Origin of the sequence: Chloracidobacterium sp., from assembly GCA_015075585.1 — a bacterium.
Taxonomy (GTDB): Bacteria; Acidobacteriota; Blastocatellia; order Pyrinomonadales; family Pyrinomonadaceae; genus OLB17.
Genome location: JABTUB010000001.1, coordinates 843,653 through 860,209, shown reverse-complemented (window position 1 = coordinate 860,209; position 16,557 = coordinate 843,653). Strand labels below are relative to the sequence as shown.

Genomic DNA, 16,557 nt, shown 5'->3' with positions numbered 1-16,557 from the left:
TCACAGCACTGCAAGTTTTTCTACCGTCCGCCAATTGCGTCCGGTGACGGAGAGTTTTAATTTCTTTTCGATAAAGCTTTTGCCGAGCAGGCTGTCGGCGACACCTTTTGGCAGATGGCAGTATATTTCGCGGCCGTTTACGACAAAGCGTTCGCATTCGGGCGCGGCGGCAAGTAGCTGCTTTTCTTTTTCCTCCGGCATATTTTCCGTCAGAAAAACGACATGCATTTCTTTGTGGCTATCGAACTGGCCCGCAAAAGGATTTGCGTCGATGATGCGGGCGATGTCGCTCTGTTCGCGTATTATGACCGGAACGGTTTTGCCGAGATCTTTTTCTATCGCGGTTTCTATACGAGAAGCGAGTTTGTTATGGTCGGCCTTGCGCGTGTCGAATGCGAGATTGCCGCTGTTAATGTAAGTCGCAATATTTTCAAAGCCGAGTAAAGTGAACAAGTTCTTCAGCTCGGCCATTTTGATCATCGTGTTGCCGCCGACATTTACGCCGCGAAGTAGTGCAATGTAACGCATAACGTCGGAACCGCCTGAGTAAGTGGGCGGTCGGTTTGTTTGCTGGCCCGCCGCTTACGCAGCGGGTTCTGATATGTCGAGCGACTGGCCCGCCGCTTACGCAGCGGGTTCTGACATGTCGATCACGAATCTGTATCGCACGTCGGCATTGATCGTGCGGTCGTATGCTTCGGGAATACGGTCAGGCGAGATGACCTCGACGTCCGAAGTTATGTTGTGCTCGGCGCAAAAATCGAGCATCTCCTGCGTTTCCGGAATGCCGCCGATCAGCGAACCTGCCAACGTCTTGTTGCCGAAGATCAGCGACAGCGAATGCACCTGATTAGGGCTAGGCGGAACGCCGACAACGACCATTGTCCCGCCGACTCCGAGCAGATTCAGGTACGGGTTCACGTCGTGATCGGCCGAAACCGTGTCGAGGATCATATTGAATGTGCCGGTGAGCGGCGCTAGGTTCGCCGGGTCGCGGGTAACAACGAAATGATCTGCACCGAGCGATCTCGCGTCCGATTCTTTTGACGGCGAAGTGCTGAAGATGGTCACTTCCGCCCCCATCGCTTTCGCGATCTTCACGCCCATATGCCCGAGGCCGCCAAGCCCGACGACGCCAACCTTCTGTCCCGGCCCGACCTTGAAACGCTTAAGCGGCGAATACGTCGTTATACCTGCACAAAGCAGCGGAGCAACGCCTGCGAGGTCGCTCTCATCGCGTTGAACTTTCAGGGCGTAATTCTCATCTATGACGTAGTTGTTCGAGTAGCCGCCGTACGTTTTCGTCACGCGATCCATCTCGGTTCCGTTGTAAGTGTAGGCTGCCATCTTGAGACAAAACTGCTCTTGGCCGTTCTGACAGTTCGGACATTCGCGGCACGAATCGACAAAACAACCGATGCCCGCGATGTCGCCGACCTTGAATTTCGTCACGTTATCGCCGACCTTCGCGACGCGCCCGACGATCTCATGCCCCGGCACGAGCGGATAATTCGTCGGCATCGAATCGTGCCACTCATCCTTCGCCTGATGAATGTCCGAATGGCAAATGCCCGCGTAAAGAATGTCGATCAGGATGTCGTGCGGCCCGACATCGCGTCGCTCAAAATCGAATGGTGCGAAATTCGTACCCGCCTCATGAACTGCGTAGCCCTTTGTCTGTGTCATATTTTCCTTTTGTTATCTTCCTCTTAGTTTGAATTCCATCAGCGGGAGAATTCGCGTTGTGCCATCAAGCTCCGATCTGCTTTCACCAACTTTCACTGCACCCATTGCGGCGTAAAATCCCTCGGCATTCGGGTCTGACTCGATAAACACTCTAGAATATCCCATACCTTTGGCTGTAGCCATCGCGTGTTCAAAGAGACGCCGTCCAAGTCCATTTCCGATCGAGCTTGGATCGAGCCAGAGATGTTCGAGCCAAAGCTTTTCTCGATCTTCACGCAATGTATAAAACCCGCGGATCTCGCCGCTCTCGGTCAGCTTGATTGCCGCTCCGCTCGCAATATCGTCATCGGTGATGGTAAGCTGCGGACGCCATTTTTCGAGCCATTCCGCAGGATATTGCCAATAGGATTTTGCGGCAAAAGCGATCTCTGAAAGCCGTACGAGATCGCCATTTTCCGCCGGTTCGAATCGTGCTTCGTCGTTCATTCGATAGTTGCGATCACTTTGAGTTCGATCGCTATCGGTGTGGGAAGGGCGTTGACCTCGACCGTCGTCCGACACGGCCGAACATCAGCAAAAAACTCGGCATAGAGCCGGTTGTACGCGGCAAAATCCGCTTTCATATTCGTCAGAAAGACCGTCACATCGACCATATTCTGCCACGCCGACCCTGCGTCCTCGAGGATCAACCGCACGTTCTCAAAAACCGAACGGCACTGTACTTCGATGTCGTAAGAGACAATATTTCCGTCAGCATCAAGTTCAACACCGGGAATTTTCGTATTACCGCGTTCACGCGGCCCGACGCCCGACAAATACAGAAGGTTGCCAACGCGGCGTGCGTGCGGATACATACCAACAGGCTCGGGAGCACGGTCAGAATCGATCCTATCGGTATTTTGATCAGCCATCTTTATTACAACAATGCCGCATGATTTTGACACAGAATACCGTAATGAGTAAATTTTCCCTTTATTTTTTCTTCGATAGGCAATAAAATCTTCTGGTGCGTAAGGCAACTTGGATCGGGAGGCCGCTCATCATAACCGGGGACGAAGTCATAAAATCTGGAAGCGAACTCTTAGGAGCTTGTATGGATGTAAACGCTGTCGCGGTCGAACGCGATGCCGCTGTCGGTGTTGAAGATAGGACAGGCCGGCTTACCGTCACAAAACATTCCGAGGTTGCGGCCGTTGCCGACGATGCTCCTGACATGGAGCTTTGCCGGCTTGCTTCGGACGGTAATTTGGCTGCGTTCGAGATCATTTATAAGCGCTATCACCGGCGCACATACAGCCTCGCGCTTAGAATGACCGGCAGCCCGACCGAAGCGGAAGATCTTACCCAGGATGTCTTTATTCAGCTTTTTCGCAAGATCGGGAGCTTTCGCGGTGATTCGGCATTCTCAACGTGGCTTCACAGGATGACGGTCAACCAAGTGCTCATGCATTTTCGGCGGCGAAATGTGAAAAAGGAGCGCACCAGTGACGACGGCGAGATGCCAGAACAGGTCGTTACCGGTTCGGCCGACCCGGGTAAGATGCAGGTCGTTGACCGCATTGCGCTCAAGAATGCGATCGCTCAATTGCCCGACGGATATCGAAAGGTATTTATTCTCCACGATGTAAAGGGATATGAGCATGAAGAGGTCGCCCGAATGATGGGAATTTCGGTAGGCACCTCAAAATCACAACTTCACAAGGCCCGCCTGAAGCTACGCGGTCTTATTGTCAATACTGCGAAGGGATGACGACGCCCCGCATAGGAGCATGAGCAGATCGTTCTGTTCGTGCTTTTTTTGCGTCTCCGAACCGGCGCGGCACGGGAAAGATCAATGCCTTAAGACAACTCTTTCCCGCTCCGGATAATCTATTGAACTGTAGTGAATTGCGACGAGTGCAAAAGTTCATTAACTGCTTTCTTTGAAAGCGACCTCAGGCCCGAGCGTGCCGCCGCGGTTAGGACGCATCTTGCCGAGTGCAATGACTGTGCAATGGTCTGCGAGGAGCTATCCCTTTTTGAGGAAGCCGCGGTCAGCGACGATGGCGAGTACTCTCCGCCGAATGCCCAAGCACTATGGCGCAGGATCAATAACATAATCGAGGGCGATCTTGCAAAGGAGCGGCAGACCGAGCCGCCTCCGCCAAAGAAAAGGTTCTGGAAATGGTCGATACCGCAGATTGCGTCTGCTATGGTGGCGATCGCCGTCATCAGTTCCCTGCTGACAGTTGTGGCGATCAAACAGTACGATCGGCCGAGGACTGACGATTTCACACTCCGCACCTCCGCGTCGCAAACCACTTTTGAAAAGCTGATGAGCACCATCGGGCTGATCGACACCCCTCAACAGGCGCGCGAACGGCACATTAAGGAACAGCAAGCAGCGATCGACTATTGGGATCAACGCGTAAAAGCGAGGCGGCCAATGTGGGACTCACGCACGCGCGAGGCGTTCGACCGCAACCTACGCGTACTCGACCAGTCGATGAATGAGTACATGGTGATCTTGGCTCAGGATCCTGATGATGAGCTGTCGGGCGAAATGCTTGATGCTGTTCTGGATGATAAAATGAATTTGCTTCGCGATTTCTCTGATCTTTAGTTTGTAATGTCGTCCGTGCCGCAATGTGATCTTGATCTCCACTCGAAGGTCAGAACTACTATCCTATTGGGTGTAGTTCTTTTCTTTGCGGTGCTGCCCGCGGCCGCTTTTGGCCAGAAAAAGTTCTCTCGCACGTATCCGGGCAGTCAGAATGTCAGGATCCAGCTTCTCAATCGTACGGGGACGATAACTGTCGAGGGGTGGACACGAAGCGATATAAATATCCAAGCATCACTCGAAGCCCCGACCGCCAATATCGAGCCGCAGAACCTAAGCGGCACGATCGTTATCAATCTTGTAAAAGACAATCAAGGGCGAAGTGACGTCGGCAGTGTGAATTTTACGATACGCCTGCCATACACTGCCGTTGTCGATGTCGAAACGATGATCGGCAACTTGAGCGTAAGCAACATCCGCAGCGGCCTTGTGCGGGCAAGAATATCGAGCGAGGGTGATATTACGCTTACAAATATCGGAGCCGGTGCTGTCTCTGCAGAGAATACGATCGGTGACATTTTTTTCGACGGCGAGATCCAAAATAACGGCAGCTACCGCTTTTCATCGACCCGAGGCAATATTAACCTTCGCATACCGTTCGAATCGAGCTTCAGGCTGATGGCGACGGCACCGTCATCACGGAGCATTGTACTCGGGCCATTCTCATCCGCCGACATGAGCTATGTCGGGAACGGACGGCGGGTCGTCGGGCGTTTCGGCGACGGCAGTGCGACACTTTCTGTAACAAATCAGCAAGGCAGCATATCATTCATACGACGCTGATATACTGAACCAGATGAATATTCAAACAACGGCTCGCTTCGTGCTCATCCTTACCTCAGTGTTCATTCTGGGTGTCCCTGTGGCTTCGCAATCGCTGACCCGTAATTTATCAAAAACGGTAACGGTGCCTTTCGGGGCGGGCGGCACGCTGAACTTGATCGGCGCCCCGGCGGGCGCTGTTACGATCGAAGGTTCGAACAGGCAGGACGTCGAGATCACCGCAAAGATCGAATTGACGGGTTCAACGGAAGCTGAGCTTGACCGCCTGGCACAGGTGACATCATTTGCGGTCGAGGAAGGGACGGCACGAATGACGATCCGAAGTATCGGCACGCACAATCGCCTCGGCGACAAGAAATTCTGGAAAAAGTTTCCAAAGGAACTGCTCACGCGGCCTTTTCGCATTGATTATTCGCTAAAGGTTCCGTTCTATCTCGATCTTAACATAAGCGGCGGCGACGGCGACCTCTCGCTGAAGGGCGTTGAAGGGACGATCCGGACGACCTTCGCCCGTTCCGATGCACGAATCACCCTTGTAGGCGGAACTCTGAATGTCGCGATCGACGCCGGCAAATTGGAACTCGTCTTTCCCGAACGCAACTGGCGCAGCGGGATGATCGAGGCATCCGTTGCGAACGGCGACATAACTGCGAAGGTGCCGTCAGCACTCAATGCTGAATTGACCGCCGCCATCGCCGGCTCCGGCAAGATCGATAATCGATTGGCCTCGCTGAAGCCGCGATCCGCGAATGTGCCTTTTACGGAGCGCTCCGTTATAGCAAAGGCCGGCGTCGGCGGCCCGCCGGTCCGATTCTCGGTCGGCAGCGGCAATATCGAACTCATCCCTATCGAAAAGTAACCGCGAACTGACACCTCGCCGATGTTTAGTTACAATAAGGCTCTATCGGCCGTTTTTCGCCGAGTTTTGCCTTATGTCAATCAGATCAGATCTATGGCTGCGCCGCATGGCCGAGGAATTCGATATGATCTCGCCGTTCCTGCCCGAACTTGTTCGTGAACGCGACGGCAATAAGATCATCTCTGCCGGAGCGTCGAGCTATGGCTACGATATGCGGCTTGCTGATGACGGCTTCCGCATATTTTCGTCGGTACACGGCAAGGAGATCGACCCGAAGCGCTTCGATGAACAGTATTCGCTCATCGAGCCCGAGATACACACTGCTGAGGACGGCGCTCGTTATTACCTGATGCCGCCGCACCATTACGGGCTTGGCGTTACGGTCGAGACATTTAAGATGCCGCGCAACGTAACCGGCGTGGCCCTAGGCAAATCGACTTATGCGCGCGCGGGCCTGCTCGTCAACACAACGCCGCTCGAAGCCGGCTGGACCGGCCGCCTCGTCGTTGAGATCGCTAACCTCGCCAACCTGCCGCTGCGCGTTTACATCGATGAAGGTATCGGCCAGATACTGTTCTTCGAATCCGATCAGGACTGCGCCGTCTCTTACGAAGACCGCGGCGGCAAATACCAAGGGCAAACCGGCCTGACCTTCGCTAAAGTATAGGTAAAATATTCTCGAACATCTGCCTGCAATAAGCCTGACAATTTCTTTGGCTTTTGTCGGCTTGATCTGAATCTCAAGCCGACAGGATCCCGCGATCTCGGCCCTTTTAGGACGGCTCTGTGAAAGTGAACTGACAGCTGACTTTCATTCCACCAACACCTTGACTTTTCGGTTAATGTGTAATAGAAGGGGCTGAGAACCGACGAAAATTATTAATACCGGTTCAACGGAGGTATGTAAAATGATCAAGGCACTGCGCGCCGTTGCTGTTTTACTCGCAGCAGTGGCTTTTCTCACGATTCCAGTATATTCACAATCGAATCTTCCCGGCCCGGACACATCATGTTTTTGTTCCGTCGAAGGTCTATGCTCCGCCTCGCAAACGTGTCCGGATGGCTACTTTGCTATTTGTAATTGTTCGGCAACAGGCTGCACTTCATATTGCAGCCGGCTCGCCGGAGCGATGGATCTTTCAGTAGAGAGTCTTACCAAAAAGCTCCAAGCCAATCCTGCCGAAGATCTCGGTTCGGTGCTGTCCAAAGCGTTCAAGCGGGTCGTCGAGTTCGTACCTACATCCCGAAACTTCAAGTTCGATCTCAAGCCCGCCGATCGCGAACGCGCCTCACACTGGGACATCCTTCAATATCTTGCGGAAAATGGAGACCTTAAGATAAACGGCCGGGATATCAATTTCTGGCTGGGAGTTCGGCGTAACATGGCGAACGGAGGCGAAATCAACCTTTGTACAGGCCCCGTTGCGGTGCGGCTGATCGTAGATGAGCTTTCATTTTTGTCGGGTAAGCATTATTCGATCGTCTCGGGCGATACCGAAACCAAGATCAACGGGCCGTTCAAGGGAACAATGGGTGAAATGCTCGCAAATATCAGCTCGCAAAGCGCCACCCGTATCGCGGCTGAGGAGCGCTAGAACAGCAAGCTAACCGTATCGATAATTGCAAGGGGCTGCTCTGATCTCAGAAGCAGCCCTTCTAACCTTCGGACATAAGGAACAGCTAGACCATTCCGTCGTCCATTGACGGGTCGTGGATCACTGATGATGACATATCCGCGCCCGCATCATACCCCGTATCAACGGTCCCGGCATCGTAATGGCCGCCGCTATCGACCATTGATGAATGATCGACGTCGTAGCCGATCGATGACGGATCGGCGGCATCGGCCGATGCGTAGGCCGCATCGCCATAGTCTCCGGCGTGGCCGAGCGCACTTTCCGCAGCGTCCATATTGCCCTGCTCAGCGTACCATGCAGCGTCATCCTGGAAGCCCTGTGCCTGATTCTCATTCCACGAGGCATTGCCGAGATTGTATGCATCTTGATCGGCTTGTCCCGTGTGATCAGAACCGCCGGCGAGGTAATCCCCGCTGCCGATGTGGTAAGCCGCATTCTCGGCATCGGCCTTGGCCGCCTCGTAATCACCCGCCGCTATGTGATCGGCCTGCTGCTGCTGATACTCCTCAGCGGTCTGCTGGTGATATGCTGCGTTCTGAAGATCGGTCGAGTCGGATGAGCCGAGCATTGATGAATCGCCCGCAGCATACGCTTCACTCTCAGCGGTCTCACGAGCTTCGGCTGCCGCGGCATAATCACCTTGAGCAATGTATTCATCGGCAGCGGACTGCGCATCTTGTGCGGCGTCTGCGTGTGCCTGTTGCTCTGCGGCGGCAGTGTGGTCTTCTGAAGCAGGCTCGACCGAATAGCCCGCATCGGTTTCTGCAGGATCACTTACCGAATACCCTGTATCGATCGTTCCGTCAGGAGAACCGGTAAAGTCCGGATCGTTGCCCAGCGTATGAACTCCGGCATCGTCCGACACCGGAAAGCCGTCCTCACCGACCGTGAACTCGATCGAGTCGGTGGACATCTCTTCATCTGAAGGCAAGCCCTCATCTTGGATCGTCTGATCGTCCAACGACACCTCTTGCCCGTCGGCTGTCATAGCGGTATCGAATTCCCCATCGCCGTCGGTGTCCATAGCCGAAACATCTATAGTGCCGTCACCATCTGTATCGACACCGACTGCATCAATTGAGCCGTCGCCATCAGTGTCAACGCCGATCGCATCAAGCTGACCGTCGCCATCAGAATCAACACCGATAGCATCAACATGGCCGTCGCCGTCAAGATCGGCCGCGATGGTATCGACCTGTCCGTCGCCATCCGTATCAGCCGCGCCTGCATCGAACGTACCGTCGTGATCAAGGTCGGCGAACGCAACGTCCGAGGCAGAGTCGCCGTCATCGAACAGGGCTTCGACGATTTCACTCGGCGCCGCGGGGTCATCGGCACTCATTGTCGTAATTTCAATTTCATCTTGGTTGATGTTCGTAGCGTCGTTCTCATTCGTCATTGCTCTCGTTCTCCTTTATTGGCTTCACCGGAGAATCTTTTAACTCTGCCGGTTTTGGTTTCGTCTTAATGACGGTCAGTTTTCCGCATTTTGCATTAGGGCACTTGACCGACAACTTTGATCTGTCCGCCAACACCGAACGTGATATCCGCATCGGCGTTGCACAGGCCGCGCACTTGAACCGTATAACGCTGCCGGCCGGCTCCTTTGCAGCAGGTGCTTCGGCAGCCGAAGGTTCTGCCTTTGTCGCATCTTCCGTGGGCTTCGGCGGCGCATGCTGAGCAAGTGTCGCCTTGATCCATTCGACGGTTTGTTGAAATTCGGTACTAGCTGCGAATTGGCTTAAAAGTTTTAATCGCGGACCGATATACGGTGTTGATGTCGTCGTAAGCTCTGACAGGCGAAGCATATCGCCATGATCTACCTGCTGCTGCTCCAGCCATGCGTTCATATTGACCTGCCGAAACATATACGACGATTTGAGCGAAAGCGTGAGCAGGGAGCGGCGTGCGACGTTCTCACTCGCAACCGCTATCAATCCGGCACGGTCGGCCGTTATCTCGGCCTGGCGTGCCCAAGCAAGGAGCGGTATTTCGATGGCCCCTGTTATCATCGAGGTCGGACTGAGTATAGCATTGAAAATGCCGCCCGCCATGAAACCTTTCTGCGGGCCGCGCTCACCGAGAAAGAATCTGATCACAGTCTTCCAAAGTGCATGTCCCGCCTTACAATGGCCCATCTCGCGAGCAAGCAAATACAAGAGGTCAACACCGTGAAAATTGCCCGCAATAGCCGACCCGATGACGATGAACGAATCCTTATCCGTACCGAAGGTCAACATTTCCCATGGCCTTTCGCCCGATATATAAATATCGGGCATGTGCGACATCCCAAGAATGCGTGCCGCGCGAACGGCCTGCCCGAAAATTTGCGGCAGTTGTTTTTCGCCAAGACAAATGCCGTTGAACGAAACCTCGATCCAGCGGCGGCCGACCTTTTCCGAAACTGCCTTTGCCGCGGCGTTCAGCGGCGTCATCGCACGCAATGCAGCCATCGCCTTGGCGTCTGCGGCCCAAGCGAAAGCTTCATTCGGGATCGCAAAGCCCGGCACTAACGGCTTGAGCCAACGGCATTGAGTACACAGTATCGTTGTTTCTGGCAATCCGCTGCCGTCACCGCCGCAAACTTGGCACTTCGGCTGGGCTTGAAACGGCGGCGGCTGGGCTTGATATTGTTGTTGCTGTTGCGGCGGCATTTGCGCCTGAGCCTGCGCGGCCATAGCAACGCCGCAGTAAATGCAGAAGCGCGTCGCGGCGGCCGGTTGCGGATGCCCGTTGACACAAAATGTATTTGACGATAGTTCCGACATCAACCCAGCCTGGTTAGGGCTCCAAGCAACATCCAGATAACCCAAATGGCAATATGGATGACGGTTGCTCCGATACCAAGCCACAACCCGACAGTTGCCATCATTTTACCCTTCTCAGATGCACGGCCTTCCTTTATTGCCGTCAACTCGAGCCAACCTAAGATCGCTCCGGGAACGCCGGTGAATGGCCCGCAGCACAATAAGGCCGCGATCGACAGTATCATTGCGATCATCGCCTTTTGGGTTTCCGGCGGTGCCGCTACGTAATTCTGCCCTCCCACAACAGGCCCGCCTACGGGCATCTGCTGCCACGGCGGCGGCGGCGCGGTTGCGGAGCCGCCCAATGGCGAAGAGCAATTTTGGCAAAAGGCCGCCTGCGACAGGTTAGGCGTGCCACATTTCTGGCAAGTGATGGTCATCTTGAGTATATTTGCTTCAGTATCGATCCTGTTATTCTAGGTTAGCCGTGGCGTTACGCCTTGACAGCTCGACCAACATTTACTTCATTCAGGTACAATCATATTACGCTATTTTTTCTAATTTCGTTAATAAAAAATGAAACGCCTTCAAAACTACATAAACGGTAAGCTTTCCGAACCGATCTCACAAAAATACCTCGACAATCTCGACCCGTCGAGCGGCCGGGCCTATTCCCTATTGCCCGATTCGGATGAACGCGATGTCGAGCAGGCCGTTAATGCGGCACGAGCGGCGTTCTCTGACTGGGCAGCGACAGAGGCCGAAGAAAGATGCTTGATAATGCTTCGCATCGCCGACCTTATAGAACGCGATCTCGAAATGCTTGCCGGTGCCGAATCCATCGACAACGGCAAGCCCGTTACGCTGGCGCGTTCAGTCGATATACCGCGTGCCGCGGCAAATTTCCGATTTTATGCTACCGCTGCAATGCACATGGCAAATGAATCGCACGACACGATCGGCCGTAACGCGATCAACTACACGCTCCGCCGGCCGCTTGGCATCGTCGGGTGCATTTCGCCTTGGAATCTGCCGCTCTATCTCTTTACGTGGAAGGTCGCGCCGGCACTTGCCGCGGGCTGCACCGTCGTCGCAAAGCCCAGCGAGATAACGCCGATGACCGCGTACTTGCTCTCGAAGCTTGCGATCGAAGCGGAATTGCCGCCCGGCGTTCTGAATATCGTCCACGGCACCGGGCCAAAGGTCGGCTCGGCGATCGTTGCACATCCCGACACAAAAGCGATCTCGTTCACCGGCGGCACAAAGACCGGCGAAGAGATCGCACGCGTTGCAGCTCCGATGTTCAAGAAACTCTCGCTCGAGCTCGGGGGCAAGAATCCGAATATCATCTTTGCTGACTGCAATTATGATGAGATGATCGCAACAAGCGTGCGTTCGTCGTTCTCAAATCAGGGCGAGATATGCCTTTGTGGCTCTCGCATATTTGTCGAGCGGCCGATCTATGAACGGTTTCGAAATGATCTTGTTGAGAGCGTAAAGGCGTTGAAAGTTGGCGATCCGGCCGATGAAGCGACCGACGTCGGTGCTATCGTCTCGAAGCAGCACCTCGAGAAGATAATGTCGTACATCGAACTCGCAAAAACCGAAGGCGGCACGATCCTATGCGGCGGGCAGGCGGCGGCCGGTACGACCGGTTTTTTCATCGAACCGACCGTGATCGAAGGCCTGCCGTTCGATTGCCGAACCAACCAGGAAGAGATCTTCGGCCCGGTGGTAACGATAATGCCGTTCGACACCGAAGACGAGGTTCTGCGTTACGCGAACAGCGTTCGCTACGGCCTCTCGGCAACCGTTTGGACCGAAAACCTTTCGCGTGCGCATCGCGTTGCGGCGGCGCTCGAATCCGGCATCGTTTGGATAAACTGCTGGCTCCTTCGCGACCTGCGAACACCATTCGGCGGCGTTAAAGACTCAGGAGTCGGCCGCGAAGGCGGCTTTGAAGCCGTTCGATTCTTCACCGAGGAGAAGAACATATGCATAAAATATTAGATAGAACTATAGTGATCATTGTCGTTATGTACTTGGCCGCCACCTTCGCGTGTAAATCGGGAAATAATGCGACAAAGGATACGCCCATCCCTTCGCCTTCGAAGTCAAAGGAAGAGATTCAAGAAGAGACGCTGAAGAAGTCGCGTGATAGATTTGTTGCGGCAATGGAACACGAATACTCCACGTCAGATCAAAAGGCCAAGATAACCGTTAGCAACAATGGTGAGACTCTGACAATTGATAGCGAAATTGTCTCTTGTAAGTCCGTTGGCACTTTATACCCTAATCCTGAGAACAGAAAGCCGTACGCTGTCCTTGGATTCAAGGAACTTGTCGTTATCGATCCCAAACATCGTGATGGAAAATGTTCTTTCGATATGACGAAAACGACTTATTAGGATCTGGTGTCAGCCGTGAAGGCGGCTTCGAAGCACTCAGATTTTTCACGGAAAAGAAGAATGTGTACTTGAGTATTTCCGGGAAGTGGAGCATTTAGTTAAGACGACGGGCCATGATCTATGGTTCGAGGAGATTTTTAGCCCCGATGAGTTTGTGTCGCCATTTGGAGATGACGACTATGTTCTATTGCTCGTAAACGATCGTACAGATGTACCTGATCCGGAACAGAAGAACCTTAGCGAACGATTGATAGCCACGGGTTGTCGATATCCGTGCTCGTTTGGATTTGAATGTTCGTCGTGGGACGATCCCATAGATTATCCCTACATCTTCTCTGACCGGAATCTCGATCCGCCTAATGATCGATTCGTAATGACGACGGGGTATGAGGGTGAAACGATCGAGGAGGTAGCCACTATCTACGCTGGAACACGATATTCGATGATTTTATCCCGACCAGATTTCCAGTTCTGTTTTTGGGAAAGCACGACGCCCTCAAGGTGAGAACCCTTGCTGCCCTGACCCGCGTTTTTCCTTAGGACGCGGTTGCATAGTCGCCAACGGCGACAAATCGGAATAGATTGGAACTGAAACAGTGCGGCTCAACTGCGTTACTCTAGGCCTTAGACTTTAGACCCTGGTCGCCGTTGGCGACATCTCGGGTACAATTATGGGACAATAATTTTATGAAAATCATCATTGCATCATTATTTACATTGGTTTTTGCTTTTTCGTCCTTTGGCCAGACGGTGCCGCCAAAGGAAACGTCTATGTCGCGGTTCCTGCGGTATGTCAAGATCGACACGCAATCGGCCGAGGATCAGAATACTGTGCCTTCGACAAAGAAGCAGTTCGATCTTGCGCGGCTGCTGGAGAAGGAGTTGAAGGAGCTTGGCGTGCAGGATGTGCGTATGAGCGAATTTGCGATCGTATATGGTATGGTCCCCGGCAATCTTCCCGACAATTCAAAGGTGCCGACGATCGGCTTGATCGGACATATGGACACTTCACCGGCGGTCTCGGGCGCGAACGTCAACCCTATCATTCACAAGAATTATCAGGGAGGCGACATTGTGCTGCCGAATGATAAGACACAGGTCATCACCGTTGCGCAGAATCCCGATCTCAAGAATCTCATCGGCGACGACATCATCACCGCGGACGGTACGACGCTGCTCGGTTCGGACGATAAGTCGGGCGTGGCCGAGATAATGACGATGATCGACATCCTGAAGCAGAATCCGCAGATCAAACACGGCAACATCGCGATCGCGTTCACACCGGACGAGGAGGTCGGCGGCGGTATTGATAAATTCGACATAAAGGGCTGGGGGGCGAAATTCGCTTACACTGTCGATGGCGAAGAGTTGGGCGATATCTCGAACGAGACGTGGTCCGCACGCACCGCAACCGTCACTTTTCACGGTAAGAATACGCATCCGGGCACTGCGAAGGGGATCATGATCAATTCGATGTACGCTGCGGGCGATTTCCTCGGTAATTTTCCCGATATGGTGCCCAATCGGCCGGAGACGACGGAAAAACGCGAAGGCTTTCTGCACCCGTATGTTGCGACGATGGGCGAAGAGACCTCGGTGGTCAAGGTGCTGCTCAGAAACTTTGACATCGCGGGCCTCGCCGCACAGGAAGAGGCCGTGAAGCAGGTGATCGCGCGTACACAGGCGAAATATCCGAACGTCAAGATCGAATATAAGAGTGAGCTTGGTTACCTGAATATGTTCGAGGTCTTAAAGGATTATCCGCAGTTGACCGACTATGCCATCGAGGCCGCGAAACGCGCGGGCATTACGGCAAAGCTTACGCCGATACGCGGCGGCACGGACGGCTCGAACCTGACCGCGCGCGGACTGCCTACGCCGAACCTTTTCACCGGCGGACATAATTTCCACGGCAAACTCGAATTCAACTCGCGCAAAGGCCTTGAGAAAACGACCGAGACGCTTGTGAACCTAGTACAGATATGGGCGGAGAAAGCAAAATGACGTTTATGAAGCGAAGCCTCTCGATATTCGCAGCGATCTTTTTATTGGCTGCGGTTGCAGCTGCACAGAGAACGACATTTCCGGGTTTGACGCCTGCCGCAAAAAAAGAACTGGATGCGGCGAAACGCTCACTCGCATTCCCGCTGCCTACGTGGCTTCCTGCCGGCTTTGAGATCGCGGCGGTCGAGAGCAGCCTCGGCAGGAAGGTAAAGATCGAAGACAAGGTCTTCTCGGTAACCTACCGGCGCATATTGAAAGATGATAAGAAGCAGAGCTTCTCGATCACGGCCGGCTTCGACGGCCTCGGCGATCTGATGTACGACGGCGCGCGGACGCTGCGAACCGGCGTCGGACGGGTTTATCTGCTCTATCAGCCGTTGGATGAGGACGGCAAGAAGATGCCTAACTTTGCGATGACCGAGTGGTTCTCTGTCGGCAAAACGGCGTTTCACTACAACGGAAACGTCGACTCCGAGGATGAGAGCCTTGTAATGATATCGCTCGCCGACACTGAAAAGATCCTGAGGTCGCTCAAGCGATATTGAGCAGCGATAATTCAGATGCCGACATCAGTACCAAAGAACACGGGGTACGACCTTGGGTCGTACCCCGTGTTCTTCTATGCGATGCAAAAGCTCAGCTAAAGATATTCCGTACCTTGTCTAAAAATGACTCGTCCGAAAAATCGGACGTTTCAACTTCGGCAAGCTGTTCCAGTAATTTTCGCTGTTCGCCTGTCAATTTCTTAGGCGTAACAACCGTCACTGCAACGAAAAGATCACCTTTACCGCGGCCGCCAAGCACGGGCATTCCCTGTGACCTGACACGGAAGACCGTGCCGGTCTGCGTACCGGCAGGAACTTTTATCTTCTCGTTACCATCCAGCGTCGGAACGTCGATATCAGCACCCAACGCCGCCTGCGCGAACGTGATAGGAACCGCCGAATAGAGATTCGCGCCCTGACGTTCGAAACGCTCGTGATCAGCAACGTGGATCACGACATAAAGGTCGCCGGGGCCGCCGCCGTTCGTACCCGACTCACCTTCGCCGGCAACACGCAGACGCGAACCGGTCTCAACGCCGGCGGGTATCTTTATCTCTATGGTCTTTTCGCGTTCGACACGGCCTTGTCCGCGGCACGTTTTGCAGGGCGACTTAATGATGCGGCCCTTGCCGCCGCAGTTCGCACACGTCCGCATCACGCTGAAGAACCCTTGACTGTAACTCGTTTGGCCGCTGCCTTTACACGTAATGCAGATCTCCGGTTGTGTGCCTTTTTCGGCACCTGTGCCGCTGCATTCATCGCACTGTTCAAGGCGAGGGATACGGAGCTTCTCATCCTTGCCCAACGCCGCATCTTCTAGCGTGATCTGAAGGTCGAATCGAAGATCGGAACCGCGCTGTACGGTCGAGCGTGTCGAGCGCCGCCCAAACATATCACCGAACCCGAACATATCGAATATATCCTCGAAATTCGAGTATCCGGCATCATAGCCGCCTGCACCCGCACTGACGCCGCGATGGCCGAACCTATCGTATGCAGCCCGCTTTTGGCTGTCGGACAAGACACTATAGGCTTCGGCTGCTTCTTTGAATTTGTCTTCGGCTTCCGCATCGCCCGGATTCTTATCCGGATGGTGCTGTACCGCAAGGCTTCGATATGCACGCTTGATCTCTACCTCGGTCGCGGTGCGTGTCACGCCTAATATCTCGTAATAATCTCGCTTACTCATCCAAAAAAGCGCCAGCCCACGATCGGTGGCCTAACGCACTAAATATTATCTCAAATGAATGCACCGGAACGCAAAACTTATCCTCAGCAGTGCCGGGAAT

17 protein-coding genes and 1 pseudogene are annotated in these 16,557 nt (G+C 53.8%); 10 read left to right on the top strand and 8 right to left on the bottom strand.

The genetic code is table 11. The features are described 5' to 3' along the window. The 4 genes from HS105_03910 to HS105_03895 all read right to left on the bottom strand — a co-directional run bounded on the left by HS105_03910 (position 1) and on the right by HS105_03895 (position 2,597). Positions 1-528 carry a DUF1697 domain-containing protein gene (locus HS105_03910; protein ID MBE7515744.1) on the bottom strand — a complete coding sequence of 176 codons (528 nt, stop codon included), beginning with the start codon at positions 526-528 and terminating at the stop codon, positions 1-3. Between the two features lie 96 nt (positions 529-624). Beyond that, on the bottom strand, positions 625-1,686 hold the full coding sequence (locus tag HS105_03905) for an NAD(P)-dependent alcohol dehydrogenase (protein MBE7515743.1): 1,062 nt from the start codon (positions 1,684-1,686) through the stop codon (positions 625-627). A gap of 12 nt (positions 1,687-1,698) precedes the next feature. Next, positions 1,699-2,172 carry a GNAT family N-acetyltransferase gene (locus HS105_03900; protein ID MBE7515742.1) on the bottom strand — a complete coding sequence of 158 codons (474 nt, stop codon included), beginning with the start codon at positions 2,170-2,172 and terminating at the stop codon, positions 1,699-1,701. Continuing rightward, the gene (locus HS105_03895) at positions 2,169-2,597 is read right to left on the bottom strand and encodes a RidA family protein (GenBank protein MBE7515741.1); all 429 of its coding nucleotides are present in this window, start codon (positions 2,595-2,597) and stop codon (positions 2,169-2,171) included. Before HS105_03895 ends, HS105_03900 begins: the two co-directional genes overlap by 4 nt. Before the next feature lie 302 nt (positions 2,598-2,899). Here HS105_03895 and HS105_03890 point away from each other — a divergent pair, with 302 nt between their 5' ends. The 6 genes from HS105_03890 to HS105_03865 all read left to right on the top strand — a co-directional run bounded on the left by HS105_03890 (position 2,900) and on the right by HS105_03865 (position 7,522). Then, a complete protein-coding gene (locus tag HS105_03890) occupies positions 2,900-3,436 on the top strand; it encodes an RNA polymerase sigma factor (protein ID MBE7515740.1) in 537 nt (178 codons plus the stop codon). A 132-nt stretch (positions 3,437-3,568) separates the two neighbouring features. Continuing rightward, on the top strand, positions 3,569-4,288 hold the full coding sequence (locus tag HS105_03885) for a zf-HC2 domain-containing protein (protein MBE7515739.1): 720 nt from the start codon (positions 3,569-3,571) through the stop codon (positions 4,286-4,288). Positions 4,289-4,354: 66 nt separating this feature from the next. Further along, positions 4,355-5,068, top strand: a complete 714-nt coding sequence (locus HS105_03880) for a DUF4097 family beta strand repeat protein (protein ID MBE7515738.1) — start codon at positions 4,355-4,357, stop codon at positions 5,066-5,068. A 13-nt stretch (positions 5,069-5,081) separates the two neighbouring features. Further along, entirely contained in the window at positions 5,082-5,927 is an 846-nt protein-coding gene (locus HS105_03875) for a hypothetical protein (protein ID MBE7515737.1), read from the top strand. Between the two features lie 73 nt (positions 5,928-6,000). After that, positions 6,001-6,594, top strand: a complete 594-nt coding sequence (locus HS105_03870) for a dCTP deaminase (protein MBE7515736.1) — start codon at positions 6,001-6,003, stop codon at positions 6,592-6,594. Between the two features lie 463 nt (positions 6,595-7,057). Beyond that, positions 7,058-7,522, top strand: a complete 465-nt coding sequence (locus tag HS105_03865) for a hypothetical protein (GenBank protein ID MBE7515735.1) — start codon at positions 7,058-7,060, stop codon at positions 7,520-7,522. A 1,015-nt stretch (positions 7,523-8,537) separates the two neighbouring features. On the opposite strand, the pseudogene HS105_03860 reads toward HS105_03865, so the two are convergent. From HS105_03860 to HS105_03850, 3 genes and pseudogenes are all read right to left on the bottom strand, one after another. Beyond that, a pseudogene (locus HS105_03860) lies at positions 8,538-8,780 on the bottom strand (hypothetical protein). Positions 8,781-8,952: 172 nt separating this feature from the next. Continuing rightward, complete coding sequence (locus tag HS105_03855; GenBank protein MBE7515734.1) at positions 8,953-10,332, bottom strand: M48 family metallopeptidase; 1,380 nt, start codon at positions 10,330-10,332, stop codon at positions 8,953-8,955. Further along, positions 10,332-10,751: a DUF4190 domain-containing protein gene (locus HS105_03850; GenBank protein MBE7515733.1), complete on the bottom strand. Its 420-nt coding sequence runs from the start codon at positions 10,749-10,751 to the stop codon at positions 10,332-10,334. Before HS105_03850 ends, HS105_03855 begins: the two co-directional genes overlap by 1 nt. 136 nt (positions 10,752-10,887) lie before the next feature. On the opposite strand from HS105_03850, the gene HS105_03845 reads away from it, so the two are divergent. The 4 genes from HS105_03845 to HS105_03830 all read left to right on the top strand — a co-directional run bounded on the left by HS105_03845 (position 10,888) and on the right by HS105_03830 (position 15,268). After that, a complete protein-coding gene (locus tag HS105_03845; protein MBE7515732.1) occupies positions 10,888-12,321 on the top strand; it encodes an aldehyde dehydrogenase in 1,434 nt (477 codons plus the stop codon). After that, the gene (locus tag HS105_03840) at positions 12,306-12,719 is read left to right on the top strand and encodes a hypothetical protein (GenBank protein ID MBE7515731.1); all 414 of its coding nucleotides are present in this window, start codon (positions 12,306-12,308) and stop codon (positions 12,717-12,719) included. Before HS105_03845 ends, HS105_03840 begins: the two co-directional genes overlap by 16 nt. Positions 12,720-13,490: 771 nt before the next feature. After that, positions 13,491-14,723 carry a peptidase T gene (pepT, locus tag HS105_03835; GenBank protein MBE7515730.1) on the top strand — a complete coding sequence of 411 codons (1,233 nt, stop codon included), beginning with the start codon at positions 13,491-13,493 and terminating at the stop codon, positions 14,721-14,723. Further along, positions 14,720-15,268, top strand: coding sequence for a hypothetical protein (locus HS105_03830; GenBank protein ID MBE7515729.1), 549 nt, complete (start codon positions 14,720-14,722; stop codon positions 15,266-15,268). Before pepT ends, HS105_03830 begins: the two co-directional genes overlap by 4 nt. A gap of 91 nt (positions 15,269-15,359) precedes the next feature. On the opposite strand, the gene dnaJ is transcribed toward HS105_03830, so the two are convergent. Further along, on the bottom strand, positions 15,360-16,457 hold the full coding sequence (dnaJ, locus tag HS105_03825) for a molecular chaperone DnaJ (protein MBE7515728.1): 1,098 nt from the start codon (positions 16,455-16,457) through the stop codon (positions 15,360-15,362). Positions 16,458-16,557 lie beyond the last annotated feature (100 nt).

Excerpts from the sequence above, each read along its gene's own strand:
- HS105_03840 (MBE7515731.1), top strand. The coding sequence starts at position 12,306 with ATGCATAAAATATTAGATAGAACTATAGTGATCATTGTCGTTATGTAC.
- dnaJ (MBE7515728.1), bottom strand. The coding sequence starts at position 16,457 with ATGAGTAAGCGAGATTATTACGAGATATTAGGCGTGACACGCACCGCG.
- HS105_03850 (MBE7515733.1), bottom strand. The coding sequence starts at position 10,751 with ATGACCATCACTTGCCAGAAATGTGGCACGCCTAACCTGTCGCAGGCG.
- HS105_03895 (MBE7515741.1), bottom strand. The coding sequence starts at position 2,597 with ATGGCTGATCAAAATACCGATAGGATCGATTCTGACCGTGCTCCCGAG.
- HS105_03855 (MBE7515734.1), bottom strand. The coding sequence starts at position 10,332 with ATGTCGGAACTATCGTCAAATACATTTTGTGTCAACGGGCATCCGCAA.
- HS105_03905 (MBE7515743.1), bottom strand. The coding sequence starts at position 1,686 with ATGACACAGACAAAGGGCTACGCAGTTCATGAGGCGGGTACGAATTTC.
- HS105_03910 (MBE7515744.1), bottom strand. The coding sequence starts at position 528 with ATGCGTTACATTGCACTACTTCGCGGCGTAAATGTCGGCGGCAACACG.
- HS105_03900 (MBE7515742.1), bottom strand. The coding sequence starts at position 2,172 with ATGAACGACGAAGCACGATTCGAACCGGCGGAAAATGGCGATCTCGTA.
- pepT (MBE7515730.1), top strand. The coding sequence starts at position 13,491 with ATGTCGCGGTTCCTGCGGTATGTCAAGATCGACACGCAATCGGCCGAG.
- HS105_03875 (MBE7515737.1), top strand. The coding sequence starts at position 5,082 with ATGAATATTCAAACAACGGCTCGCTTCGTGCTCATCCTTACCTCAGTG.
- HS105_03890 (MBE7515740.1), top strand. The coding sequence starts at position 2,900 with ATGGAGCTTTGCCGGCTTGCTTCGGACGGTAATTTGGCTGCGTTCGAG.
- HS105_03845 (MBE7515732.1), top strand. The coding sequence starts at position 10,888 with ATGAAACGCCTTCAAAACTACATAAACGGTAAGCTTTCCGAACCGATC.
- HS105_03865 (MBE7515735.1), top strand. The coding sequence starts at position 7,058 with ATGGATCTTTCAGTAGAGAGTCTTACCAAAAAGCTCCAAGCCAATCCT.
- HS105_03870 (MBE7515736.1), top strand. The coding sequence starts at position 6,001 with ATGTCAATCAGATCAGATCTATGGCTGCGCCGCATGGCCGAGGAATTC.
- HS105_03830 (MBE7515729.1), top strand. The coding sequence starts at position 14,720 with ATGACGTTTATGAAGCGAAGCCTCTCGATATTCGCAGCGATCTTTTTA.